The organism is Bradyrhizobium australafricanum, assembly GCF_020329495.1.
GTDB lineage: Bacteria > Pseudomonadota > Alphaproteobacteria > Rhizobiales > Xanthobacteraceae > Bradyrhizobium > Bradyrhizobium australafricanum.
In genome coordinates this window covers 51,088-75,135 of record NZ_JAGKJL010000017.1, presented here as the reverse complement: position 1 = coordinate 75,135, position 24,048 = coordinate 51,088, and the positions used below count along the sequence as shown (strand labels likewise).

General features: G+C 62.7%; 23 protein-coding genes. 22 read left to right on the top strand and 1 reads right to left on the bottom strand.

The features are described 5' to 3' along the window. Positions 1-109 precede the first annotated feature (109 nt). From J6525_RS17215 to J6525_RS17165, 11 genes are all read left to right on the top strand, one after another. Positions 110-946, top strand: coding sequence for a hypothetical protein (locus tag J6525_RS17215; protein WP_225645546.1), 837 nt, complete (start codon positions 110-112; stop codon positions 944-946). Positions 947-984: 38 nt separating this feature from the next. Next, complete coding sequence (locus tag J6525_RS17210; RefSeq protein WP_225645545.1) at positions 985-1,329, top strand: KTSC domain-containing protein; 345 nt, start codon at positions 985-987, stop codon at positions 1,327-1,329. A 375-nt stretch (positions 1,330-1,704) separates the two neighbouring features. Beyond that, the gene (locus tag J6525_RS17205; RefSeq protein WP_312009801.1) at positions 1,705-2,046 is read left to right on the top strand and encodes a thermonuclease family protein; all 342 of its coding nucleotides are present in this window, start codon (positions 1,705-1,707) and stop codon (positions 2,044-2,046) included. 140 nt (positions 2,047-2,186) lie between these two features. Next, a complete protein-coding gene (locus J6525_RS17200; RefSeq protein ID WP_225645544.1) occupies positions 2,187-2,369 on the top strand; it encodes a hypothetical protein in 183 nt (60 codons plus the stop codon). Positions 2,370-2,807: 438 nt separating this feature from the next. Next, positions 2,808-3,770, top strand: coding sequence for an ArdC family protein (locus J6525_RS17195; RefSeq protein WP_225645543.1), 963 nt, complete (start codon positions 2,808-2,810; stop codon positions 3,768-3,770). 103 nt (positions 3,771-3,873) lie between these two features. Beyond that, positions 3,874-5,988, top strand: coding sequence for a ParB/RepB/Spo0J family partition protein (locus J6525_RS17190; protein ID WP_225645542.1), 2,115 nt, complete (start codon positions 3,874-3,876; stop codon positions 5,986-5,988). Positions 5,989-6,174: 186 nt separating this feature from the next. Next, the gene (locus J6525_RS17185; protein ID WP_225645541.1) at positions 6,175-10,497 is read left to right on the top strand and encodes a strawberry notch-like NTP hydrolase domain-containing protein; all 4,323 of its coding nucleotides are present in this window, start codon (positions 6,175-6,177) and stop codon (positions 10,495-10,497) included. Beyond that, positions 10,497-11,558, top strand: coding sequence for a DUF7146 domain-containing protein (locus tag J6525_RS17180; protein WP_225645540.1), 1,062 nt, complete (start codon positions 10,497-10,499; stop codon positions 11,556-11,558). Before J6525_RS17185 ends, J6525_RS17180 begins: the two co-directional genes overlap by 1 nt. A gap of 337 nt (positions 11,559-11,895) precedes the next feature. Continuing rightward, positions 11,896-12,819, top strand: a complete 924-nt coding sequence (locus tag J6525_RS17175; RefSeq protein WP_225645539.1) for a DUF2493 domain-containing protein — start codon at positions 11,896-11,898, stop codon at positions 12,817-12,819. Next, a complete protein-coding gene (locus J6525_RS17170; protein WP_225645538.1) occupies positions 12,816-13,409 on the top strand; it encodes a hypothetical protein in 594 nt (197 codons plus the stop codon). Before J6525_RS17175 ends, J6525_RS17170 begins: the two co-directional genes overlap by 4 nt. 576 nt (positions 13,410-13,985) lie before the next feature. Beyond that, positions 13,986-14,306 (top strand): DUF736 domain-containing protein, encoded by a 321-nt coding sequence (locus J6525_RS17165; protein ID WP_006018714.1) that lies wholly within the window; start codon positions 13,986-13,988, stop codon positions 14,304-14,306. A 102-nt stretch (positions 14,307-14,408) separates the two neighbouring features. Here J6525_RS17165 and J6525_RS17160 read toward each other — a convergent pair whose 3' ends face one another. Beyond that, positions 14,409-14,657 (bottom strand): helix-turn-helix domain-containing protein, encoded by a 249-nt coding sequence (locus J6525_RS17160; protein WP_104462270.1) that lies wholly within the window; start codon positions 14,655-14,657, stop codon positions 14,409-14,411. Between the two features lie 146 nt (positions 14,658-14,803). On the opposite strand from J6525_RS17160, the gene J6525_RS17155 reads away from it, so the two are divergent. From J6525_RS17155 to J6525_RS17105, 11 genes are all read left to right on the top strand, one after another. Next, on the top strand, positions 14,804-15,076 hold the full coding sequence (locus J6525_RS17155; RefSeq protein ID WP_225645537.1) for a DUF2285 domain-containing protein: 273 nt from the start codon (positions 14,804-14,806) through the stop codon (positions 15,074-15,076). A gap of 165 nt (positions 15,077-15,241) precedes the next feature. After that, positions 15,242-15,436, top strand: a complete 195-nt coding sequence (locus tag J6525_RS17150; protein ID WP_130230439.1) for a transcriptional regulator domain-containing protein — start codon at positions 15,242-15,244, stop codon at positions 15,434-15,436. Positions 15,437-15,515: 79 nt separating this feature from the next. Continuing rightward, a complete protein-coding gene (locus tag J6525_RS17145) occupies positions 15,516-16,013 on the top strand; it encodes a DUF2285 domain-containing protein (protein WP_225645536.1) in 498 nt (165 codons plus the stop codon). A 132-nt stretch (positions 16,014-16,145) separates the two neighbouring features. Continuing rightward, a complete protein-coding gene (locus J6525_RS17140; protein ID WP_225645535.1) occupies positions 16,146-16,427 on the top strand; it encodes a helix-turn-helix transcriptional regulator in 282 nt (93 codons plus the stop codon). A 22-nt stretch (positions 16,428-16,449) separates the two neighbouring features. Beyond that, positions 16,450-17,331 (top strand): replication initiator protein A, encoded by an 882-nt coding sequence (locus tag J6525_RS17135; RefSeq protein ID WP_225645600.1) that lies wholly within the window; start codon positions 16,450-16,452, stop codon positions 17,329-17,331. A gap of 289 nt (positions 17,332-17,620) precedes the next feature. Further along, the gene (locus J6525_RS17130) at positions 17,621-18,085 is read left to right on the top strand and encodes a DUF2840 domain-containing protein (RefSeq protein ID WP_225645534.1); all 465 of its coding nucleotides are present in this window, start codon (positions 17,621-17,623) and stop codon (positions 18,083-18,085) included. Beyond that, positions 18,082-18,594: a S26 family signal peptidase gene (locus J6525_RS17125; RefSeq protein ID WP_225645533.1), complete on the top strand. Its 513-nt coding sequence runs from the start codon at positions 18,082-18,084 to the stop codon at positions 18,592-18,594. The genes J6525_RS17130 and J6525_RS17125 overlap by 4 nt, the downstream gene beginning before the upstream one ends. Positions 18,595-18,596: 2 nt before the next feature. Further along, positions 18,597-19,427 (top strand): lytic transglycosylase domain-containing protein, encoded by an 831-nt coding sequence (locus tag J6525_RS17120; protein ID WP_225645599.1) that lies wholly within the window; start codon positions 18,597-18,599, stop codon positions 19,425-19,427. 385 nt (positions 19,428-19,812) lie between these two features. Then, positions 19,813-21,576, top strand: coding sequence for a relaxase/mobilization nuclease domain-containing protein (locus J6525_RS17115; RefSeq protein ID WP_225645532.1), 1,764 nt, complete (start codon positions 19,813-19,815; stop codon positions 21,574-21,576). Positions 21,577-21,612: 36 nt separating this feature from the next. Continuing rightward, on the top strand, positions 21,613-23,601 hold the full coding sequence (locus J6525_RS17110; RefSeq protein WP_225645531.1) for a conjugal transfer protein TraG: 1,989 nt from the start codon (positions 21,613-21,615) through the stop codon (positions 23,599-23,601). Positions 23,602-23,607: 6 nt separating this feature from the next. Then, positions 23,608-24,033, top strand: a complete 426-nt coding sequence (locus tag J6525_RS17105) for a ribbon-helix-helix protein, CopG family (RefSeq protein WP_225645530.1) — start codon at positions 23,608-23,610, stop codon at positions 24,031-24,033. Positions 24,034-24,048 lie beyond the last annotated feature (15 nt).

Below are 24,048 nucleotides of genomic sequence, written 5' to 3'. Positions count from 1 at the left end.
TAGTGGTCTCCTTGTTGCAGCTGCAGTTGCCTGCAGCGTCTCAATAGCTCCGGCCTTCGCAAAGACTGCGAAAGAGTGCACGGCGGAGTGGCGCGCGGACAAGGCCGGGATGCAAGCTCGCGGCGTGACCGAAAAAGCTTACGTCGAGCAATGCAAGGGTGGGGCGGCCCCAACTGTCGCGGCGCCGGCGGCCAAACCGACCGAGGCGCCGCCACCTGCACCGGCACCCAGGCAAGCGACGGCCACCGGATCAAAAACCGCGAAAGAATGCACCGCGGAGTGGCGCGCGGATAAGGCCGGGATGCAAGCCCGCGGTGTGACCGAAAAAGCGTACGTTGAACAATGCAGGGCAGGCGCGGCGCCAGAGGCTTCCGCTCCTCCGCCGCGGCCGAGCGCCGCGACGCCACCGCCCCCCGCAGCGCCGTCACCGTCAACCAGCACCTCGTCTTCCCAGAAGACCGCCAAGGAATGCACCGCCGAATGGCGGGCCGACAAGGCGGGCATGCAAGCCCGCGGCATCACCGAGAGGGCCTATGTCGAGCAGTGCAGGGCCGGCGGCACCATGCCGAGCGCGACCGCTCCCGAGCCAAAGCCAGCCCCTGCTGCACCCCCGCCGAGTCGGCCGGCGCCGACCGCGACGCAAGCTGCGCCAGCCCCAGCACCGCAAAAGCCGGCCCCCACAACGACCGCGGCACCTGCGCCGGCTCCACAGCAAACCTCCGCGCCGAAAGACCAGGCAACGCTCGAGGCCGGGCAGTTTGCAGATGAAGCTTCCGCAAAGGCACGCTGCCCGACCGACACCGTCGTTTGGGTCAACCTGCCGTCCAAGATCTATCACTTCGCGGGAACTAAGAGCTACGGCACAACGAAGCGCGGCGCCTACATGTGCGAGAAGGAAGCCATCGCCGCCGAAGATCGCGCTTCGAAAACCGAGAAACATCCCTGAGGCCAAATCCAAAGGGTGTGACCGAGGAGACATCCTCCATGCTTCGCTTTGCCGCCCTCATTGCAGCCTCTCTCGCCGGCGCCACCTGGGCGGCGGCGGAGACGATCGACGTAAAGTATTACGGCAAGCTGGATCTTGCGCCCTTCGCTTGCACCGATATCTCGCGGAGCAGCTTCATCAACCGAGCGTGCTATGACAAGTCTAAGCAGTTCATGGTCGTGCAACTGCGATCGGTGTATTATCCCTATTGCGAGATGCCCGCAGCGACCTTTGAGGCCTTTTTGGCGGCCCCGTCGATGGGGCAATACTACAACGCCAACATCAAGGGCTCTGGCTCAGACGGACCCTTTGACTGTCGTACGCATCGCGTTCCCCAATATTAGGTCCTTGATGCGCGGCCACCCGAGCGCAAGCCGGTCCGGTCCGGCGCGACGGGCTATCCTGAGAAAAGCTGCAGCTTCGTTGCCTCGATCGAGAGCTGCTGCCGCCAACCCCATCTCGGTTTGAGCGTTGAAACCCAAACCCAGGGAGTCCAATGCTCGGGGTTTCCGAACAGCACCACCATCAAGGGGCGGCGAGCGCGCGCTTCGCGTGACTTGATTACGCGCCGGATAGAGCGCCGATCGGTCCCACTGAGGTCGCCCGATCTTGCCTCGGGATGTGTGTGCCAGTCGCCGATATAGACGTGCGAACGCCCAGATCGATGATAGTGAAGGGCGATCTGGGAAAGCACGCAGCTATGCCGCGGTGAGGACAGTTTGCAGTACCGCTGTGGTTCGAGGGCTGCGAACGATCTCGATGCTTACATTGCCCGGCGCTCCGTCAACTGCATCCCTCTCAGTCTCGACCAATATGGCCGCACGGTCGCGATCTGTTCCGTCGCGGGCGGAGATCTTGGGGAATGGCTTGTGCGCAACGGTCTCGCGCTGGATTGGCCGCACTACTCGAAGGGCAGATATCACGAGTCTCAGCGCGAGGCTGAGCGCGCCGGCCTGGGACTCTGGAAGGGCAGCTACGTCGAGCCGTGGCTCTATCGTGCATGCATCCGTGCAGGCGGAAAGCCGTCCGACTGTTCGGGCGATGCAAATGCCCATCCCTGATGGGATGCAATGCGAGGCGTCAATCCACGATGTGCGATGGCCGGCCTCCGCGGTTTTGCGGGCGGCTCTAGTCTGGCGCAGCTTAGGCGACTCACGCTACTTCATCATTCTCAACCACCTCGCTACATAATGGGAATGAAATGGTTGCTGCCAACCGTGAACTGCCGGCCTCTGGTTACGCGCTTGAAGTGGACGGTCGACTCAAAGCCGAATTTGCAACCAGAGACGGCGCCAGAGCAGGTGGCAAAGAACTAAAGAAACGTTTTCCCACGCTCCAGATCAGGATCTATGACGCGCAGAAGAATGCGCTTGAGGAAATCTAGATCTTAGGTTTTGGCGGAGTCTTCCGCGTGCGCGCGTGCGGCTAGTGCCGCACCGGGCTCTCGTGAACCGAGCCGCTTTGCGTCTCGGCCGCCGTGCGGCTTCGATCCCTCGCGCAAAGACTTGCGGAACTCCTCGCCGGGGGCACTCGGGAAAGGGGCTCGCCTGCGGCGATCGCTATCACTGCCCCGTTCCCGGGTGCCGCTATTGAACCGGTCTCGTCGCTGCACTCGGTCCCGCGTGCCGCCTTCGGCGTCGCTATGCTCACGCTCCTGCGGGTGCCATTTCTCGAAGGCGATGCGCCGCTGGCGCACGCCGGATCAGGCCTGCGGCCTAAGGCAGATTGCGAAGAGGCTGAGAGTAAGAGTGCAGGCTGGGTTTTTCCGTGACGGGTTACAAGCTGCGAGAGAGGCTCGCGGTGCCCGTCGCGGAGACCCGCGATGTCAAACCCTACTGCTCGCGCGCGCGCCGGCCAGAACCACGCGAATCTCTATAACGAAATCACCGACAAGATCATCGCCGAGCTTGAGGCCGGATGCGTCCCCTGGGTTCAGCCCTGGGGTACGGCCGCGGCGAAAGCGCCGCTGGCGATGCCGAAAAACGCGTCGACCAACCGGCAATACAGTGGGGTGAACATCCTCATCCTCTGGGGAGCCGTGATCGAACGCGGATTTACAGGTCAAAGTTGGCTCACCTTTCGTCAGGCCCTCTCGCTCGGCGGCCACGTTCGCAAGGGAGAGCGCGGCACCACAGTCGTCTACGCTGATCGTTTCGTGCCGAATGACGAAAAGCGACGCGCCGCCGAGACCGGCGAAGACGCGCAGGCGATTCCATTCCTCAAACGATTTGCCGTTTTCAACGCCGATCAGTGCGAGCAACTGCCCGACGGCATTGCCGCCGCTGCGCCGCCACCGCCGGCTGGCTTCATCGAACCCACGGTCGACGCCATGATCAAGGCCAGCGGAATTCCATTTCGGATCGGTGGAGATCGCGCATTCTATGCAACAGCCGAAGACTATGTCCAGGTCCCGCCGCCGCAGGCCTATTTCGAACCCATCAACTGGCACCGTACGGCCTTGCATGAACTCGGTCATGCGACCGGGCATCCTTCGCGCCTCAATCGCGATCAGAGCGGATCCTACGGTACGAAGAAATATGCCTTCGAAGAGCTGGTCGCCGAGTTGAGTTCCGCGTTCAGCTGCGCGTCGCTCGGGATCGTCCCGACCGTGCGCCATGCCGACTATATCGGATCATGGCTTGAAGTTCTGCGCGAAGACAATCGGGCCATCGTGCGTGCCGCCTCGCAGGCGAGCAAGGCCGCGGATTATTTGCTCGGCTTCATTCCCGGGTCCATTGAGCACGCGTCGCTGTATTCGGTTGTCGCCGATCACGAGGCGGCGTGATGCTCGGCCTCGTGGCCGCGCGAGAGTGAGAGGAGGGGAAGCTGTTCGCGACGGGTTGGAAGCCGAGAGAGAGTCTCACGGCCGCCCGTCGTGGAGAGCCAAAATGACGAAAGCCGTACAAAAGATCACGCTGTCGCCTTCCCGGGACATTCCCTTCAACAAGCTCGTGCTCAGCCAGTCGAACGTTCGCCGGGTCAAGGCCGGTGTCTCGATCGAGCAGCTAGCCGAGAGCATCGCGCAGCGCACGCTTCTGCAAAGTCTGAGTGTCCGGGCCGTTGTTGATGCAGATGGCAACGAGACCGGCATGTTCGAGGTGCCCGCGGGCGGCAGGCGCTATCGCGCCCTCGAGCTCCTGGTGAAACAGAAACGTATGTCAAAGACGCAGGCGGTACCGTGCGTTGTGCGTGAAGGGGGCATTGCCGCGGACGATTCGGTGGCGGAGAACGATGAGCGGGTCGGTCTGCATCCGCTCGATCAGTTTCGGGCCTTCCAGACACTCCGCGATCTCGGCATGACCGAGGAAGACATCGCGGCCCGGCACTTCGTGAACCCTGCGATCGTGAAGCAGCGGCTGCGGCTGGCGTCGGTGTCGCCGAAGCTGCACGAGGTCTATGCCGAAGACGGCATAACGCTCGAGAAGCTCATGGCGTTTTCGGTCACAGCCGATCACGCTCGCCAGGAGCAAGTCTGGGAGAACGTCAGCCGTTCCGGTTATGACGAGCCTTACCAGATCCGCCGGCTGCTCACTGAGAACACTGTGCGCGGGTCCGATCGCCGAGCCCAATTCGTGGGACTCAATGCCTATCAGCACGCAGGTGGCGGCGTTCTGCGGGATCTGTTCGAGCACGACGACGGCGGCTGGCTTCAGGACGTCGTGTTGCTCGATCGCCTCGTAATCGAAAAGCTCAAAGCTGAAGCCGAGACGATTTCTGCCGAAGGCTGGAAGTGGATCTCGGTCGCTGTAGAGTTCTCCTACGGTCACACTCAAGGCCTACGAGAAATCGAGGGCAAACCTGTCGATCTCTCGCCTGAGGAGCAGGCCACCATCGATGCCCTGAATGCCGAGCAGGTCAAGCTTGAATCGGATTACCAGGATGCCGACGAACTGCCCGACGAGGTCGATCAGCGTCTCGGCGAAATCGAGGTGGCACTGGCGGCATTCGAAGATCGGCCGATGCTTTACGAACCGACGGAGATCGCCCGAGCGGGTGTCTTCATCAGCATCGATTCCGAAGGACGCCTCTCGGTTGACCGGGGTTACGTCCGGCCAGAGGATGAGGTGCCGGAAACTGATGCTGGGCCGGGTGTCGATGCGTCGTCGACTGAAGGTCAAGAAGAGGGCCCTTCCGTCCAGCGCACGGTGATTGCGCTTGCGGGTAGTGTACCTGATGCCGAAGAAGATGATGAGGACGACGCGGCCAGGCCTCTGCCGGATCGGCTGATTATCGAGCTGACCGCACATCGCACACTGGCGTTGCGGGATGCGCTGGCAGAAAATCCAGCGGTTGCGTTCCAGGCAGTGCTGCATAACTTCGTGCTGACGGCCTTTTACCGGTTCGCGTCGTCGGGGAGCTGTCTTGAGATCAGCCTTCGCACGCCGAACTTTCCCGCCCAAGCTCCGGGGCTGAGGGAAAGCGTCTCGGCCAATGCAGTCGAGGCGCGGCATGAGGCCTGGAAGGCGCGGTTGCCGAAGAGCGAGAACGATCTCTGGGATGCGCTGACGGCTCTCGATGGTGGTGCACAGGCATCGCTGTTCGCCCACTGTGCATCATTTGCGGCCAACGCCGTCTATGAGCCGGCCAACCGCTACAACCAAGGCCGTGTCTCCGCTCAGGGTGTCCGGACGCGTCTAGACCAAGCTGATGTGCTGGCGCGCGCGGTCGGGCTCGACATGGTGCAGGCTGGCTGGCGACCGACCGTCGACAACTATCTCGGCCGGGTCACCAAGCCGCGTATTCTAGAAGCGGTGCGGGAAGCCAAGGGCGAGCCGTCGGTCCAACTGATCGACCATCTGAAGAAGGCCGACATGGCCAAGGAGGCCGCGCGTCTTCTGGATGGCTCGGGCTGGTTGCCGGAGCCGCTGCGTCTCGTCGATCCCGATGCGGCGCCAGTGGGGCAGGAGGGCGAAGCGGGCCCGCTGCCCGAATTCCTCGCCGACAAGGAGGATCCGGAGAACGCCGGCGACGATGATCCGCAACAGCTCGACGCGGCTGAGTGAACGTCATCGAGCGGGATGGCTCGGGCCGTCCCGCAGTTGCTTGGGGACCGGTGTACAGCGCCGGTCCCCATTCTTATGGGCGAGCGCTGAGAGGGAGAGCCGGGCCGGGAAGGGTTTGAGCCGTCGGGGTCAGAGGAGGGCGCCTGATGGTTCGACCCATTCCTGCTCTCCGAAAGAAATCCTGCCATGACCGAATCTCTTGCCGGCGGCGCTGCCGCTGCGCCGCTGTCGATGCGTGCCGCTGCAAGTCTCACCTCCGCCGCCGTCAGGGCCGCGCGACAGCTCCTGACCGAGCTCGAACGCGGCCGTCGCATCGATGCCGCTGTTCTGCGTAGCGCCATGGAGGCTGCCTTCGGCGCCTCGGACACGGCCGGCGTCTGGAACTGGAAGACCGCCTATGACGTCTGCGAAGCGGCAACCGTTCTGTTCCTTCGCAAGTTCGGTCCGGCCATCCGGACCAAGGCCGGTTCGACGGCCGCCATGTTGCCGATGCTGGCGAAGATCGCGAGCTGTCTGCCAACCCATACGCGGCGCTCCGAGGACAGTCAGGCGCTTCAGCAATTCTCGACGCCGATCCCGCTTGGGCTGGCTGCAAGCACCGCAGCCGGCATTACGCCGGCCGATCGCGTTCTGGAGCCTTCCGCCGGGACCGGTTTGCTCGCCATCTTTGCCGAGCTCGCCGGCGGCGCCTTGGTGCTAAACGAGTTGGCCGAGACCCGGGCGGGGCTCCTCGATCATCTATTCGCAGGCGTTAAGGTCACGCGGTTCGACGCTGCCCAGATCGACGATCACCTCCACGCCAGTGTCGTACCGAGCGTTGCTCTGATGAACCCGCCGTTCTCGGCATTGGCGAATGTCGATCGACGGATGGCGGACACGGCTCTCCGGCACATCGGTTCAGGACTCGCGCGTCTTTGCGATGGTGGGCGCCTCGTCGCCATCACTGGCGCAAGCTTCGCACCGGATAACCCGGCATGGCGAGATGCCTTTGTGCGGCTCCAGGAGTGCGGGCGGGTGGTGTTTTCCGCCGCGGTCGATGGTGCCGTTTACGCCAAGCACGGTACTCAGACGGACACAAGGCTGCTTGTGATCGACAAGCTGCCCGCTGCCGATCCGACGGCTTTTCCTGCCTCGCCAGGCATGGCGGCCGATGTCGTCACCTTGCTTGGCTGGGTGAATCTGCATGTGCCGCCAAGGCTGCCCGTCGCCACGCCATCGGAGATCGTTGTTATTGGGCGGCCAACGATGTCGCGATCGGTCAGCGCCGTTGCACCACGCATATCGTCGACTTCGAGAGACGCCGCGCCAGTAAGCGCAGAACTGATCTATGAGACGGTTGAATGGTCCCCGCCGGAAGGCGCCCGGCTGACCGATGCGATTTATGAGGAATACGGACTACAGTCGATCTGCATTCCCGGATCGTGCGCACATCCGACCAAGCTCGTGCAATCTGCCGCGATGGCGTCCGTTGCGCCACCGAAGCCATCCTATCGTCCGCACCTGCCGGCCAATGTCATGGCCGACGGAGTTCTGTCGGATGCTCAGCTCGAGAGCATCATTTATGCCGGCGAGGCGCATTCCAAATTTCTTGCGGGCTGCTGGACGGTCGATACGACGTTTGATGTCGTGGCGGCCGCGCGCGACGACGCAGAGAATGCCGTCCGTTTTCGCCGCGGCTGGTTCTTGGGCGATGGTACCGGCGCGGGCAAGGGGCGGCAGGTCGCCGGAATTCTGCTCGACAACTGGCTCAAGGGTCGCCGCCGTGCGGTTTGGATCAGCAAATCCGACAAGCTAATCGAGGATGCGCAGCGCGACTGGTCTGCGTTGGGTATGGAGCGATTGCTTGTTACGCCACTGTCCCGGTTTCGCCAGGGCACGCCGATCCGGCTCGCGGAAGGCGTCCTTTTTACCACCTACGCCACGCTACGGACCGACGACCGCGGCGAGAAGCTTTCGCGTGTCAGGCAGATCGTTGAATGGTTGGGCTCCGACTTCGACGGAGTGATCGTCTTCGACGAGAGCCACGCCATGCAGAATGCGGTGGGGGGCAAGGGCGAACGCGGCGACCAGGCGGCCTCTCAGCAGGGACGCGCGGGCCTGAGGCTCCAGCACGCCTTGCCGAATGCTCGCGTGGTTTATGTATCGGCGACGGGCGCCACCACGGTCCATAACCTGGCTTATGCCCAACGCCTCGGCCTTTGGGGCGGCGCTGACTTCCCGTTCGCCACCCGTGCCGAGTTCGTCGAAGCGATCGAGGAAGGTGGGGTCGCGGCCATGGAGGTGCTGGCGCGCGATCTCAAGGCGCTCGGTCTCTACGCGGCACGCTCGCTCTCGTACGAGGGCGTCGAGTACGATCTCGTTGAGCACCAGCTTACGCCGGAGCAGGTTCGCATCTACGACTCCTATGCAGATGCGTTCGGTATCATCCATAACAACCTCGACGCCGCGATGCGAGCGGCCAACATCACCGGCGAAACGGGGACGCTGAACGGGCAGGCCAAATCCGCCGCCCGGTCGGCCTTCGAGAGCGCGAAGCAGCGCTTCTTCGGTCACCTCCTGACCTCGATGAAGACGCCGTCGCTCATCCGATTGATCGAGCACGATCTTGAGGCTGGAAGCGCCGCTGTTATCCAGATCGTGTCGACGGGCGAAGCGCTGATGGAGCGCCGGCTCGCCGAGATCCCGACTGAAGAGTGGGGCGACGTCCAGGTCGACATAACGCCGCGCGAGTATGTCCTCGACTATCTCGCCCATTCCTTCCCGGTCCAGCTCTATGAGCCGTTCACCGACTCGGAAGGCAACCTCTGCTCCCGGCCTGTCTATCGCGACGGCCAGCCGGTCGAGAGCCGGGAGGCCGTCGCGCGCCGCGACCGCCTCATCGAGAAGCTTGCATCACTACCGCCGGTACCTGGGGCACTGGATCAGGTCATCCAGCGCTTCGGCACCGAACTGGTCGCCGAGGTGACGGGCCGCTCGCGCCGCATCGTTCGAAAGGGCGACCGGCTGGTGGTCGAAAATCGAGCCGGTTCAGCCAACCTCGCTGAGACCTCGGCTTTCATGGACGACGTCAAGCGCATCCTCGTGTTCTCCGACGCCGGGGGCACGGGGAGGAGCTACCATGCCGAACTGTCGGCCCGGAATCGCCGTTTGCGGGTCCACTACCTGCTCGAGCCTGGCTGGAAGGCCGATGCCGCGATCCAGGGCCTGGGCCGCACAAACCGGACCAATCAAGCGCAGCCACCGTTGTTTCGTCCGATTGCGACAGACGTGAAGGCCGAAAAGCGCTTTCTCAGCACCATTGCCCGCCGGCTCGATACGTTGGGAGCCATTACGCGCGGCCAACGTCAGACCGGAGGACAGGGCCTGTTCCGGCCCGAGGACAATCTCGAAAGCCAGTACGGACGTGATGCGTTGCGTCAGCTCTACACGCTGCTCGCGCGAGGCAAGGTCGACGGCTGCTCGCTGGGGAGGTTCGAGGATGCGACCGGTCTGAAGCTCATGGATGCCAATGGGCTCAGGGATGACCTGCCGCCGATCACGACCTTTCTGAACAGGTTATTGGCGCTCACCATCGACCTCCAGAATGTGCTGTTCACCGCCTTCGAGCAGCTCTTGACCGCTCGGATCGAAGGCGCGGTTGCATCCGGCACCTACGACGTGGGGTTGGAAACCCTCCGTGCCGAGAGTTTTGTCGTCACCGACCGGCGGACGATCTATGACCATCCGGGGACCGGCGCCGAGACCCAGTTGCTTACGGTCGCCGAGCGCCAGCGCAATCATCCGGTGAGCCTGGATGACGCTCTTGCTCGTCTTTCCGATCGTCAGGCCGTCCTGCTCGTCAATGAGCGCTCGGGACGAGCCGCCGTGCAGGTCCCGGCGGCGAGCGTCATGCTCGATGACGGCGAGATCGAGCGGCGCGTCCGTCTGATCCGGCCAGTGGATCAGCACACGGTCCCCTTGAGCATGATGGCGGAGAACCACTGGATCGAAGCGGACCGTGGGCGCTTCGCTGCGGCCTGGCTGGCGGAGCTTGCCGAGGTGCCCCAGTTCACGGAAAGCACGATCCACGTCGTGGCGGGCTTGCTGCTTCCCATCTGGAAGCGACTGCCGAACGAATCGACCCGCGTCTATCGCCTTCAGACCGACGCGGGCGAACGCATCATCGGACGCAGGGTTTCTGCCGCGTGGGTCGCAAACGTCGTTACGACGGACGCGCCTTCGCTGACGCCGGACGCTGCTTTTGCTGCACTGATGCAAGGACGGACCGTCCTCGACCTCGCAGAGGGACTTCAGCTTCGCCGCGTCCGGGTGATGGGTGCACATCGCATCGAGCTGTCGGGATTCAACGACACGATACGCGATCGCCTCCGTGCTTACGGCCTCTTTGGGGAAATCATCTCCTGGAAGCTGCGCATGTTCGTACCCACGGACGCGAGCGGCATCGAGGTCCTGTCGAGGGTGCTCGACACCTATCCGGTTACGGGCGTCAGTGAGCGGGAGGCCGCGTGATGTCCGGCGATGTCTCCGAGCTGGCACGCCGCCTCGCGCGCGAGGCCGAGGCGGTGTGCCGACACTATCTCCCCAATGGTAAGCGGGCGGGGCGGTACTGGGTGGTTGGCGACGTCCACAACACTCCGGGCCGCTCGTTATTTGTGCGGCTCCAGGAATCGTCGAAGGGCCCCGCCGGCAAATGGACCGATGCCGCGACCGGGGAGCATGGCGATCTTCTCGACATCATCCGCGAAAGCCTTGCCTTGCGAGACTTCCGCGAGGCGGCCCAGGAGGCGAAGCGCTTTCTGAAGCTACCTCGTTCTGAGCAGCAACCAGCTCAGAAACCAATTCGTCCAGCAGTGCCGGCCGGATCGCAGGAAGCCGCCCGTCGGCTCTTTGCCATATCCGGTCCGATCGAAGGGACGTTGGTGGAAACGTATTTGCAACGTCGTGGAATAAGCCAAATCCACCATGGTGGTAGCCTGCGCTTCCACCCACGTTGCTACTACCGACCGGACGAGCATTTGCCGACTGAAACCTGGCCGGCGATGATAGGCTCTGTCACGGACCTCGAGGGACGGATCACCGGCGTGCATCGCACCTGGCTAGATCCACACGGCTTTGATCGCGTGCGGCTCGGCAAGGCCCCGATCGACACGCCACGACGGGCCATGGGCGACCTGCTTGGTAACGCCGTTCGCTTCGGCGTGGTGGACGACGTGCTCGCTGCGGGCGAGGGGATCGAGACCATGCTGTCGCTGCGTTATGTACTGCCGACCTTGCCCATGACCGCTGCTCTCTCGGCCAATCACCTCTCAGCCATGTTGCTGCCGTCTGGCCTACGCCGACTCTATATCGCCCGTGACGCAGATGCCGCCGGAGATGCCGTACAGGCTATTCTCACCCAGCGCGCAGAAGCCGCCGGCATTGAAGCGATCGCATTGTCGCCCCGGCTGGGCGACTTCAACGAAGATCTGCACATCTTCGGCCTCGAGGCCCTCCGAGCAGCGTTGCTACTTCAACTCGTACCGGAGGACGTCGTCCGCTTCCTGCATTCGTCGATAGCAACCGCGGAATAGCCCCGTCAATTCGATGGGCGTCGACAGGTCGGTCGCGGTGCGGCCACTGCCGGAAGAGGACGCGACCACGGCCTTCTAGAGGGCGATCGGACGGCAAGCGGCTCGGGCCGGCAATGGCTGCGTCCGGCTATTTTCCGCCGCGCGCCGGCGACGAGAAGACACATTAGCCATCTGGCGAGCGCGCTTTGCATCGCGAAGCAAAATAGCCGGCCTCCGCCATCCTCCGCGCGCTTCGGCCCTCCGCTCTGCTCCGGGTTCTGGCCCGCTCCGCCTGCCGTCTGAGAGATCGCCACGAAGGCCGCGATGGTCGCGGCCGATCCGGCAAAGGATCGCCTCCATGACCGACCACGATGACATCGAACCGCCGCACGCCTCTTCTCCGGCCGATCACGTTCTCACCGAACTGCAACTTTACGGCTACCGCCCGTTCGACGATCAGCCTGATCCACGGCCGCTCCCCGAGGGCAGGATCATCGCCGGCGCCGTCGCCGATATCTTCGATGCCCTTGTCACGAGTTTGAGCGACACTCGGCTTGAACCGGACCTCGACGATCTGCTCTGGTCGACCGTCAACCTGTTCCACCGAGCTGTCGACCGCATCGGACGTCAACTCGACGACAACGAGCGAGCGCAGCAGAAGAGCCAGCGCGAGCAGGACGGCTCCGAAGTTCGATCAGTCGAACTTGAGCGCATGACAGCGGAAGGCATCACACTGATCGAGCGCCGCAACTGCCTGGAGCTCTTCCGCGATCAGGCCATAGAGCGCTTCGAGACTTACACCGGCTCATTCTGGCGCCCCCGATCGGGATCGCTGGTGAACCACCGTACGCTGACCGCAGCGATGATCGACTCCCGCGACTTCATCGCGGCCAAGCGCCGCGCCGAGACCGAGGTCATGCTGCCCGCTGGGCCGAAGATCGCGCTCACCGGAGGGCTCGACTTCAACGACCACCACCTCATCTGGGACCGTCTCGACAAGGTTCACGCCAAGCATCCCGACATGGTTCTGCTCCATGGCGGCTCCCCGAAGGGTGCCGAACTGATCGCATCCAAATGGGCGACGATCCGCAAGGTGCCTCAGATCGCCTTCAAGCCTGATTGGACGAAACATGCCAAGGCAGCGCCGTTCAAGCGCAACGACGCCATGCTTGAACTCCTGCCGATCGGCGTCATGCACTTCCCGGGCACGGGAATTCAGGACAACCTCGCCGATAAGGCGAAGCGGCTCGGCATCCCAGTCTGGAGGTTCGGCGGCGCGTGAGCGCCGTCTGCTCGACTGAAGTCTTCGAGGCGAAATTGCTCACGCCGCAACTCTGCCTCGTTTCGGTCTCATATCCAGAGTTGCGCCGTGGGGGTGGTGGAAGGCGCAACTGGTATATCTATGCACACGGAGCCACCACCATGCTCGCTATTGGGTTTGTTCTCAACACACTCGGCATCGGCCTATTCTGCTGGGCGATTTTCGCGCTCGCAGTGTATGCCCTGCCGTTTTTCGTCGCCCTGAGTATCGGGATGATAGCGTTTCAGAGCGGCGCCGGCCTCATTGGCTCCCTGCTTATCGCAACGGCCAGCGGTGCGCTGACGCTCGTCCTCGGCCAAGTCGCCTTCGCTGTTACTCGGTCCTCGGCCTTGCGCATCGCGATCGCGACAGCATTCGCTGTTCCCGCCGCCGTCGCTGGCTATCATGTGGTGTTCGCCGTGTCCCACATCGGGGTGCCTTCGCTGGCCTGGCGTGAGGTCTTCGCTTGCCTCGGCGCAATCTGCATTGGCGTTACGTCATGGACGCGCTTGATGGTTTTGGCGAAGACCCGCCCGTTCGAGCCGGCCGGGGTGGTGGAGAACCCGTCCTAACCAGTTCTTACGGCCGCATGGCCCGAGGGTGACCATTTACCGCCTTCGTCGTCGAACAGGTGCGCGTATCGGCGGGGTGAATCGGGGATGATCGAAACCTGAGCACGGGCGAGGCAGTCCTCCTCGGAACCCCTCGATCAAGCTTGCCAGCATTCGGTCTGGCCCACGCAGCTGCGGCAGAGCGATGTTACGTCGATCGGTTCTTGGGAGACGATGTCGCCTTTTGCAGGAGATTGTTTCTCTTTCCGCGCTGAATTGTTCCGACCTCTTGTTCATCAAAACCGAGATAGCCACGCTTCTCCGTAAGATTGTGGTTCAGCACGCGGACGCACGTGGCCTCGTTGATGGCTTGATCTGGCCGAAGACCGGCTTCGCCTCGATCGTCTGAGCCGCAACGCCGTTGATGCGACTTTCTTCCCCTGGGCTTCGCCCATTCCTCGCGAGACAAGAAAGTCGCCACAACGACGTCCTCCGCTGCGCTCCGGCCCGAGCGGGTGCGTCGCCAATCGTCCTCGGCCCTAGATCGCCATCGAGGCCGCGGTGGTCGCGGGCTCGAAACACAACAGGAGAAGTGACATGGCTAACATCGGTTCTTTCAAGAAGGTCGGTAACGAATTCCAGGGCGAGATCGTGACCCTGAGCCTGAAGGCCAAGGGCGTCCGCATCGTCGCCGAGACCAACCGATCCAACGACAACGCTCCCAGCCACCGCATCTACGTGGGCCGAGCCGAGATCGGAGCAGCTTGGTCGAAACGCTCCGAAGAGGGCCGCGACTACCTCTCGCTCAAGCTCGATGACCCCTCGTTCAACGCGCCGATCTACGCGAACCTGTTCGACGACGAAGGCGGTGAAGGCTACACCCTGCTCTGGTCGCGGCCGCGCAAGACCGGCGAGTAAGAGCGCCCCACCAAGCCCCGTCCGGTCCGCCGGGCGGGGCTTCTCATCCTTCCAGGCATCAGTGCGCGCAAACGGCCGCCGGATCGAGCGGCTCGACATCAATCACTCGGCTTGCCCCCGAGTCTTTTTCTTGGCGCTTGCGGGCGGCCGAGTGAGCAGGTCGGCGGCCTCGACACCCAGGCTGCGCGCGAGCCGATCGACAACGTCGATACCCGCCGCATAAACGCTTCGCTCCAGTGCGCTGATATAGGTGCGGTCAATTTCAGCACGATGAGCCAATTCCTCCTGTGACAAACCACGGGCCTGCCGGAGCTTCCGCAAATTGATTGCAAGGATCTCGCGTATATCCATACGCGAGAGGGCATGTCCTTGAAGAGTATTTCACCACGGAGTATTCTCGACAAAACGCCCTCCGGACGGCTCCCGCGACAGCTTTAACGCTTCTGCTCCTTCCGGCTCGCGTGTTAGAAATTGTCTATTCTAAGGCGTGGAGTTTTATGAGGAAGCCGCCGCTCGACCCAGACGTCGCCGATGCTGCACCGGCAGATCAAATTCTCACTGCCTACGATGAGCAGCATGTGGTGACGTACATGCGCCTTCTGCAGGCCGAAAGGGAAGGGGCTGACTGGATGGAAGTCGCTCGAATCGTGCTGCATATCGATCCGGTACGGGAGCCGGACCGAGCGCGAAGCGCATATCAGAGTCATCTTGCCCGCGCCAAATGGGTGACCGAGCAGGGCCGCCTGTTGCGCGGTACCGGCCAAAAATAGAAGAAAATCGCCGGCTGACGACTTGCAGGCAGAACTATTTTCTTTTCCTGACGGGTGGTCATTCCGGGGCACCACGTGGTGCCAAACTAGGGGCTTCCTACAACCGCCTCGTTCATACCTATTGCGCCGCAATCGTTGTTAGCTGCGTGCAATGGGGCGGAAGCAATGCCTGAATTCGACTGGCGGTCGCCGGAATCCTACAAGAGCCTACAAGACGCCGAAATCACCGACATCGCCTGGGAATGTCTTCGCCGCAACGCCGACTATCGGCGTGAGTACGAGGTGATGATTGCCAACAGTCCGAACGGCGAAGTGACAGACGAATTCAGGAGGAGGTGGGGCCTCTGCTTTCGCCCATGACCCGCAGAGGTCCTTTGACGAGCAGACGATCTTTTGGGCGCCTGAGGTTCTAGCGGCGGTCGTTCCGGTCACGGTTGCAGTGGCCGACGCCGGCAGCGCGCCGTCTCAGCCACTGCTTGACCTTTCAGCTGGCGAGGTGCGCCGCGCTGTCGACGGCTGGCATGCCGTGCTGCGCATCGGTGCGGTGGACCACCGCATTTGGTCCAAAGACGCGCCAGTACTTGGCGTGTCATATTCAGCCGAATTGCCGTTTGACAGCGATTTCGAAGCGCGCGCGTATGCAGCCCGCCGGCTGTGGCGCGCGATGAATGGACGCGCGCCAAGTCCTGCCTTTCAACAATTATCTAAACAGCGGCGCGAACGTCTGAGCGCCGCGATCCGCGCGCTCGATGCTCGCAGCGGCGGCAGCAGCTATCGCGTTATCGCCGAAGCGCTCTTCGGCAAAAAGCGAATCCCCGATCGTGCCTGGAAGACGCATGATCTGCGCAATCGAACGATCCGCCTAGTGCAAGGCGGCGTCGCGTTGATGCGCGGGGGTTACCGCAAACTTCTGCGGCCCGGGCGCAAGGACGGGTAGTCCGTCGCTGAGGGGTATCGAAAATCGACTCCTCCATATTCGGCATCCCCCTCCGAGATATTGCTCCTCCATGATGACCGCACACACGCCGGCCTAGCCAAGCGTAGTGCGATGTCCTCCTGGAGTCCTCAAATGCCCGATCCGATGGCCGGTCTACCACCGCGATTCCTGCGTACACCGGAGGCCGCGCGTTATCTTGGCCTGTCCGGCCGCACGCTGGAGAAACATCGCACGTACGGTACTGGACCGACGTATCGGAAGATCGGCGGACGTGTTGTCTACGCCGTAGATGACCTGAAAGCGTGGGCCGACCGGGGTACCAAGACGTCGACGTCCGACCCCGGCAACGGAACGGTGCTGCCGGCGAAGAAGCATCCCGCGCTGCGCCCGTATGCGGGCCAGGAACGTCGCTGATTGCCGCGTGAGAGCAGTGACCATGCGGCGCAAACACCATTCCGAACGCGATCAGCTTGAGCTCTTTCGGGCGTTACCCGGCGATCTTGCGCCCCGCGACGCGCAGGATCTGATGGCGTATCCGTTCTTCTCGCTCGCAAAGACCAAGCGGATTGTGCCGATCGATTTCCGTGCCGGTGCGATCGCAATTCGTGTCGAAGCCGTGCCGGAACACGGCATGGCGACCATCTGGGATGCAGACGTTCTGATCTGGGCCGCGTCCCAGATCGTCGAAGCCCGTGACGCAGGTCTGAAGACGTCGCGTCTGATGGCTGCAACGCCTTATGAGATTTTGACGTTTGTCGGCCGCGGCACCAGCGCGCGCGACTATGACCGGCTGAAGGCGGGTCTCGACAGACTTCAGTCGACGACCGTGATGACATCGATCCGACAGCCGACAGAACGACGGCGGCATCGCTTCTCCTGGATCAACGAGTGGAAGGAGACGGCCGATGCAAATGGTCGTCCATTTGGGATCGAACTGATCCTGCCGGATTGGTTCTACGCTGGCGTTATCGATGACGCGCTCGTGCTGACGATCGATCGCGCCTATTTCGAGCTGACGGGCGGACTTGAGCGGTGGCTCTACCGACTCGTGCGCAAGCATGGTGGGCGCCAGGACGGCGGCTGGAGTTTTGACCTTGTGCACCTCCATGCCAAGTCCGGCATCATCTCGCCGCTCAAGCACTTTGCTTACGACGTACGCCAAATCGTCCAGCGCCAGACGTTGCCCGGCTATCAGCTCGTGCTCACGCGCGACCGGAACGGCAGCGAGCGACTGAACTTCGCCCCTCAACCTGTTGATCCCTCAACGGCACGCTTGCGCCGCCGCGGTCTCATTCCAAATTCGGAGGACAACCTGTGAATCAGCTCGTGCTATCGGGGACCGCAACCCTCGTGCTATCGGGGACCCGATCCTCGTGCTATCGGGGACCGAAATCGAGCTTAAGAGCTTGTTTCTCCGCGCTTTCCCGCCGCTCTAACTTTACTAACCGGAAATCCTTCGGATTTCTTCTAACGGAGCAGGCCGAAAGCCATGTTGGCGGCGCTCGGCAACGGCGGTCCGACAGTCCAGCCTGCCTTTGCGGGCCACACACGCTCTCCACGGAGCCCCAAGCTCACGGCTGCCAGCTCCAGCGTCAGGGAGCCACCGCATGAGCGATCTCACGGAAGTGGAAGTGTTGTGGCTCGAGAAGCGCATCGAAAACCGCATTCGGTTCGGTCGTGTCGTCAAGGAACGCAAGCTTGATGGCCATCGGCGCGTCCTGTCATTTGCGCCGGGCAGCATCTTTGCCTTCGTCCGTTGGACCTCGAACGACTTTGGGACGATTATTTCGCGCATCGACATCTTGCGCGCGGTCGCTCCGGGACAGCGCTGCTCGACCGTCCCTTATGTGACACCCGGCGGAGAGATTTTGCTGCGGCTCTCCGGTTGGCCGAAGGTCGAACGGGTGCTGCAGATGGTCGACGCCGTTGAGGCCCTCGGCATTGATCCGGCTGATGTCGCTCCTGATCACTGGCATCACGTTCACAACCGTCTGTCGGTCAATGAAAACCCGCGCTCTTACACGAAAGCGCGCCATCAGGCCTGGCTCCATCGCCAAAGGGTGATGCGATGAATGGCTCCCTGAAGATACTCATCGCGACGTTTGGAACTGCTGCTGCACTCGTCACGACAATCGTCCTGGAGCCGCTTCCGCTCTACATTTGGAATGCATCGGTGAGCGTGCCAATCGGTCTCTACGGCTTACGACCGGCGAAGCACTTCCATGTCACCGAGCTTGTCGCCGTTCAGCCCCCGGAGCCGCTTGCGACCTTTCTCGATTTGAACGGCTATCTGCCGGTCGGCGTTCCCATGCTCAAGCGGGTCTTGGCACTCCCCGGGCAGACGGTCTGCAGACGCGGCCTCACGATTTCGGTCGACGACGTCGCCGTGGGCGAGGCGAAGGATCACGACAGACGAGGCAGGCCTCTGCCGAAATGGCAGGGCTGCCGCGTCGTCGGCGACGGCGAGCTGTTTCTGATGAACTGGCAGTCGGACGATTCTCTTGATGGCCGGTATTTTGGATTTCTTCCGGCATCCAGCGTGATCGGCCGTGCGAAGCCGGTGTGGATGTGGGAGGAGTGATCGTGCGTATTCGACGTGTTCTCCTCGCCATTCCCTTGTTCGATCGATTGCGAGATAATTCCTCCGTCTCGATCGATGTCTGCAAGGCTGGCGCGAGCCCAACCGCGTGCTTGGGTCGGTTGGGCACGCGCATTTGTGCTGTCGTGCCCCTGATGCTTCTTCTGACCGCGTTCGACAGTGCTGCTTTGGCCCAGAGCGGATCAACCGCCGAGCCGGCGATCAGTCAGACCGCCCCTTCATTTGCCGGCTTCATTAATGAAGCCTCACAACGATTTGCGATTGCGCCGAACTGGATCCGATCAGTCCAACGCATCGAGAGTGCTGGTGACGTGCACGCCAGATCGGCAAACGGCGCAATGGGCCTAATGCAAATCATGCCGGCGACTTGGGCGGAACTTCGCGAGCGCTACAATCTCGGGAACGATCCCTACGACCCGCACGACAACATTCTGGCTGGCACGGCCTATCTGCGCGAACTGCTCGATCGGTATGGCTCGCCCGGCGTGTTTGCCGCGTACAACGCGGGACCATCCCGCTATGAAGAGCATCTGGCAGGCGGCCCTCTGCCGGACGAGACGCGAGCATACGTCGCAAAGCTTGCAAATCTGCTTGCCATCGAACTGCCGCCGAGATGGACGTCCAGCGGACAGTCATCAGCAGCTGCGACGCTATTCGTCACGCGATCCGATCTCATGAAAACGCGCGTTCGGTTACCGGCACTCATGCCGTCGAGCGGCGTCACGACAGCGATCTCGGCGGCCGATGTTTCGCCCATGGTCCCCCGGCCAATTGGCATGTTCGTCCCTCGATTGGATTCGGGAGCATCGCAATGACCAAGTGTACGGGTTCGCAAGCTGATGGCGTATGGGCGATGCCTTCGGCCCGCGCTCTACTCGTCGCTTCGCTCCTCACCGAGCCACCCTGCGGGTGTCTCGGCCCTTCGGGTAACGATCGCTATCGCAAGCGCTCGGAAGCAGCGGGGGCTTCGCGAGTTGGCTGCCAACTCGCGGCGGCTCTGTCGGGATCCGGCGACTGGGAGAGCACGACGGCAGAACGGCGAGATAAAAGGGGCTCGCCGGTCGAACCGCAAGCCATTGGCATGGCTTGGGTTCTGGCGTGCCGGTCGGTCGGGGCGCGTGCCGCGCCCTGCTTTTTGACGAATGCAGTCAAAGGCGTTTTCGGCACCGTGCCCGCTTTTGATCGTTGGGAGGGCCTGCCGTGAGCGTGGGCGACAGCGATCTACGTATTCGGCCCGGGCGCATTCGCGGCACCCGCGCACCTAACCAGAAGAGTTTCATCAACCAGGTGCTGCGCGCCGCGAAGAGGGCCGGGCACACCTCTAGTCAGTCTGCGGTTGGCAGGCGTTCGGCGGCCTACGGGCGCTCGACGTTTGGCCGCGGCCGGCTGTCGTTTAGCCGCACCAGATTGTTCAGTCCGACGCGGCGCGTTGTGGTGAAGGCGCGCGTGGTTCGTCACAAAGGGCGGGCGTTCCGCTCAGCGCCATTGACGGCCCATCTCTCGTATCTGAAGCGCGACGGTGTGAGCCGGAGTGGTGAGCGGGCCGAGATGTTCGATGCCGGCAGCGAACGCGCCGATAGCGCAGCTTTCGCGGAACGGTGCAACGACGACCGGCATCATTTCAGGTTCATCGTCTCGCCCGAGGATGCCGGCGACATGACCGACCTGAGGGCCTTCACCCGCGACCTCGCCAGGCAGATGGAGACCGATCTCGGCACGCGGCTCGATTGGGTGGCTGTCGATCATTGGAATACCGACAACCCTCACGTCCACCTTCTCGTGCGGGGCGTAGATGAGGAAGGGTCGGATCTCGTGATCTCCCGCGACTACATCAGCCAGGGCCTGCGCTCACGTGCTGAGGAACTGGTGGCCATTGAACTCGGTCCAAAGCCGGAGCACAACATCCGCAATTCGCTGGAGAGGGAAGTCACGGCAGAACGATGGACGCGGCTCGATCGAGAGATCCGGCTGGAGGCAGACGAGACCGGCTACATCGATCTACGTCCCGATAATCCCGGCAAGTTTGATCCCGAGATCCGGCGGCTGATGGTCGGTCGCCTTCAACACCTGGAGAAGGTGGGCCTTGCCGCGTCCGCTGCGCCAGGGGAATGGATGGTAGGGCTCGAGGCCGAGCGTAGCTTGCGCGACCTCGGTATGCGCGGCGACATCATCAAGACCATGCACAGCGCCTTTACCGAGCGTGGGGAAGCGCGCGGCGTTGCCGACTTCGTCATCGAAAGTGGACAGCCGACGTCCCAGATTGTCGGACGGCTGGTCGACCGGGGATTGCATGACGAACTGACTGGCGAGGCCTACGCCGTGATCGACGGAGCAGACGGACGCGCGCACCACGTGCGCTTTCGAGGGCTCGAAGCCTTCGAACACGCGCCGCCGATCGGCGGAATCGTCGAAGTCCGACGCTTCGGTCAAGCCGGCGATCCGCGCCCCACGTTGGTGCTCGCGACCCGTTCCGATCTCGATCTCGGCGAGCAGATTACTGCAAAAGGGGCGACTTGGCTCGACCACAGGCTGGTCGAGCGCGAAACTTTGCCGCTCGCCATGGGCGGATTCGGTCGCGAGACCCGCAACGCCATGGAAGCTCGTACCGAGCATCTGATCCAGAAGGGTCTGGCACGACGGCAGGGCCAACGCATCATCCTGCAGCGCGACCTCCTGAACACGTTGCGCCGGCGTGAACTGGATGAGGTGGCATCAAAGGTATCGGCCCACACCGGCTTGTTTCATGTGGACGCCGCCTCCGGGGAGCATGTGGCGGGCACGTATCGTCAGCGACTGACGCTCGCCTCGGGACGCTTCGCCATGATCGATAGTGGGCTTGGCTTCCAGCTCGTGCCCTGGTCGCGCGAGCTCGAACAGAAACTCGGTCAACACGTCACCGGCGTCGTGAAGGACGGCGGCGGCATCGAATGGGGTTTTGGTCGCAAGCGCGACCTCGGCCTCTAGCAATCTCTCCAATTCAGTTGCGGAAGGACGCTCGGAATGTCCGGAACCAAAATACTCTGGGGGCAGGTGATCGTTGTCGGCCTGATCGTCTTGCTGGCCATCTGGGGAGCAACCGAGTGGACGGCTTGGCGGCTCGCCTGGCAACCTGAGCTTGGGCGGCCCTGGTTCGAACTATCGGGCTTCAAGGTCTACTATCCGCCCGTCTTCTTCTGGTGGTGGTTCGTCTACGACGCCTATGCGCCACAGGTCTTCGTCGAGGGTGCCTTCATCGCAGCGTCGGGGACCTTCGTGTCGATCGCGGTGGCAATCGGCATGTCGGTCTGGCGGGCACGCGAGGCCAAGAATGTCGAGACCTATGGTTCGGCGCGCTGGGCTGGTCTGGAGGAGGTTCGAGCGGCGGGACTTCTTGGTCCGGATGGTGTGGTGCTGGGCAAGCTCGACCGCGACTACCTCCGCCATGATGGACCGGAACATGTGTTGTGTTTCGCGCCCACCCGGTCCGGCAAAGGCGTCGGGCTTGTCGTCCCCTCCCTGCTGGCTTGGCCAGGCTCGGCCATCGTTCACGACATCAAGGGCGAGAACTGGCAACTGACCGCCGGCTTCCGCGCGCTGCATGGCCGCGTCCTGTTGTTCGATCCCACCAATCCAAAATCATCAGCCTACAATCCGCTGCTGGAGGTCCGGCGCGGGGAATGGGAGGTTCGCGACGTCCAGAACGTGGCTGACGTCCTGGTCGACCCCGAAGGCTCGCTCGACAAGCGGAACCATTGGGAGAAGACCAGTCATTCGCTCCTGGTCGGCGCCATCCTCCATGTCCTCTATGCTGAGGCGGACAAGACCTTGGCTGGCGTCGCCGCCTTTCTGTCCGACCCGAAGCGGCCGATCGAGGCAACGCTGAAGGCGATGATGACCACGCCGCACCTTGGCGAGCCGGGTGCGCATCCCGTGGTCGCATCTACCGCGCGCGAACTCCTCAACAAGTCCGAGAATGAACGCTCTGGCGTCCTGTCCACCGCGATGTCGTTCCTCGGACTTTATCGCGATCCCGTGGTGGCCCAGGTGACCCGCCGTTGCCACTGGCGGATCGCCGATCTGATCGCAGATAGCCGCCCTACGACGCTGTATCTCGTGGTGCCGCCATCGGATATCTCACGGACCAAGCCGCTGATTCGTCTGGTGCTGAACCAGATTGGCCGACGTCTGACTGAGGACTTGCACGCCCGCGACCGCCGGCATCGGGTCCTGATGATGCTTGACGAGTTCCCGGCGCTCGGGCGGCTTGACTTCTTCGAGTCCGCGCTCGCCTTCATGGCCGGGTACGGCATCAAAAGTTTCTTGATCGCGCAGTCTCTCAATCAGATCGAAAAGGCATACGGGCCTAACAACGCCATTCTCGACAATTGTCACGTCCGCGTCAGCTTCGCGACCAACGATGAGCGGACCGCCAAGCGGGTGTCCGACGCGCTGGGCACGGCGACCGAGATGAGGGCGATGAAGAACTATGCCGGTCACAGGTTGAATCCCTGGCTGGGTCACCTCATGGTCTCGCGCCAGGAGACGGCAAGGCCGCTCTTGACCCCGGGCGAGGTCATGCAGCTTCCGCCGATAGACGAGATCGTTATGGTGGCAGGGACGGCGCCGATCAGGGCGAAGAAGGTCCGCTACTACGAGGATCGCCGGTTCACCGAGCGGGTTTTGTCACCGCCCGATCCGGCGAGCGCCGGCCGATCGCCGCGAACGGACGGATGGTCAGCGCTCGGACCGTTGAAACCGACGGCAGGTCCAACTGAAAGAGCCACGGAGGCCGAGGAAGACACAGCGAATAGCGGGCTCCGTCGTGAGCCCGAACTCCCCGATCACGTCGCGATCGTCAAGGAAACAACCGAGCCGACGCCAGCCGAGGAATTTGCTGCTGTTCTCGACGATGACGAGGATGCGGTCCGTCAGTCCAAGCTGATGCGTCAGCAGATGCGTGGCGTCGCCCGTCAGGTCGCCATGGATCCGAATGACGGCATGGAGCTCTAAGACATCATGCGCGACCGGATGAACGTCTATTTCCCGCCAGAGCTTCTGAAGCAGATCTCGGATCTAGCCGATCGCCAGAAGCTTTCCCGGTCTGCGATCGTAGAAGCAGCTGTCGCTTCGTTTCTGTCACCGGATGCAGCGGACAGGCGGGAGGCAGCGTTTACCCGTCGCCTGGATCGGCTGTCGCGTCAGATCCAAAGGCTGGAGCGCGACGTTGGCTTGACGGCCGAGACTTTGGCCCTCTTCATTCGTTTCTGGCTGACGATTACACCCCCGTTGCCCAACGATGCACAGGCGGCCGCGCAGATAAAGGGCAGGGAGCGCTTTGAAGGATTTGTCGAGGCGCTGGGGCGCCGCTTGCAGAAGGGGCAAAGCTTTCTGCACGAAATTCCGGAAGATATCCGCCGTCAGGAACCGGCCGACGAGTCCTGACCGAACGTCCTGGAT

Bases quoted from the DNA above. Each gene is read 5' to 3' on its own strand.
- J6525_RS17140 (WP_225645535.1), top strand. From the start codon at position 16,146: ATGCCCGATCCGATGGCCGGTCTACCACCGCGATTCCTGCGTACACCG.
- J6525_RS17210 (WP_225645545.1), top strand. From the start codon at position 985: ATGCTTCGCTTTGCCGCCCTCATTGCAGCCTCTCTCGCCGGCGCCACC.
- J6525_RS17130 (WP_225645534.1), top strand. From the start codon at position 17,621: ATGAGCGATCTCACGGAAGTGGAAGTGTTGTGGCTCGAGAAGCGCATC.
- J6525_RS17135 (WP_225645600.1), top strand. From the start codon at position 16,450: ATGCGGCGCAAACACCATTCCGAACGCGATCAGCTTGAGCTCTTTCGG.
- J6525_RS17190 (WP_225645542.1), top strand. From the start codon at position 3,874: ATGACGAAAGCCGTACAAAAGATCACGCTGTCGCCTTCCCGGGACATT.
- J6525_RS17195 (WP_225645543.1), top strand. From the start codon at position 2,808: ATGTCAAACCCTACTGCTCGCGCGCGCGCCGGCCAGAACCACGCGAAT.
- J6525_RS17185 (WP_225645541.1), top strand. From the start codon at position 6,175: ATGACCGAATCTCTTGCCGGCGGCGCTGCCGCTGCGCCGCTGTCGATG.
- J6525_RS17200 (WP_225645544.1), top strand. From the start codon at position 2,187: ATGGTTGCTGCCAACCGTGAACTGCCGGCCTCTGGTTACGCGCTTGAA.
- J6525_RS17150 (WP_130230439.1), top strand. From the start codon at position 15,242: ATGCCTGAATTCGACTGGCGGTCGCCGGAATCCTACAAGAGCCTACAA.
- J6525_RS17165 (WP_006018714.1), top strand. From the start codon at position 13,986: ATGGCTAACATCGGTTCTTTCAAGAAGGTCGGTAACGAATTCCAGGGC.
- J6525_RS17155 (WP_225645537.1), top strand. From the start codon at position 14,804: ATGAGGAAGCCGCCGCTCGACCCAGACGTCGCCGATGCTGCACCGGCA.
- J6525_RS17175 (WP_225645539.1), top strand. From the start codon at position 11,896: ATGACCGACCACGATGACATCGAACCGCCGCACGCCTCTTCTCCGGCC.
- J6525_RS17180 (WP_225645540.1), top strand. From the start codon at position 10,497: ATGTCCGGCGATGTCTCCGAGCTGGCACGCCGCCTCGCGCGCGAGGCC.
- J6525_RS17105 (WP_225645530.1), top strand. From the start codon at position 23,608: ATGCGCGACCGGATGAACGTCTATTTCCCGCCAGAGCTTCTGAAGCAG.
- J6525_RS17160 (WP_104462270.1), bottom strand. From the start codon at position 14,657: ATGGATATACGCGAGATCCTTGCAATCAATTTGCGGAAGCTCCGGCAG.
- J6525_RS17110 (WP_225645531.1), top strand. From the start codon at position 21,613: ATGTCCGGAACCAAAATACTCTGGGGGCAGGTGATCGTTGTCGGCCTG.
- J6525_RS17125 (WP_225645533.1), top strand. From the start codon at position 18,082: ATGAATGGCTCCCTGAAGATACTCATCGCGACGTTTGGAACTGCTGCT.
- J6525_RS17215 (WP_225645546.1), top strand. From the start codon at position 110: ATGCAAGCTCGCGGCGTGACCGAAAAAGCTTACGTCGAGCAATGCAAG.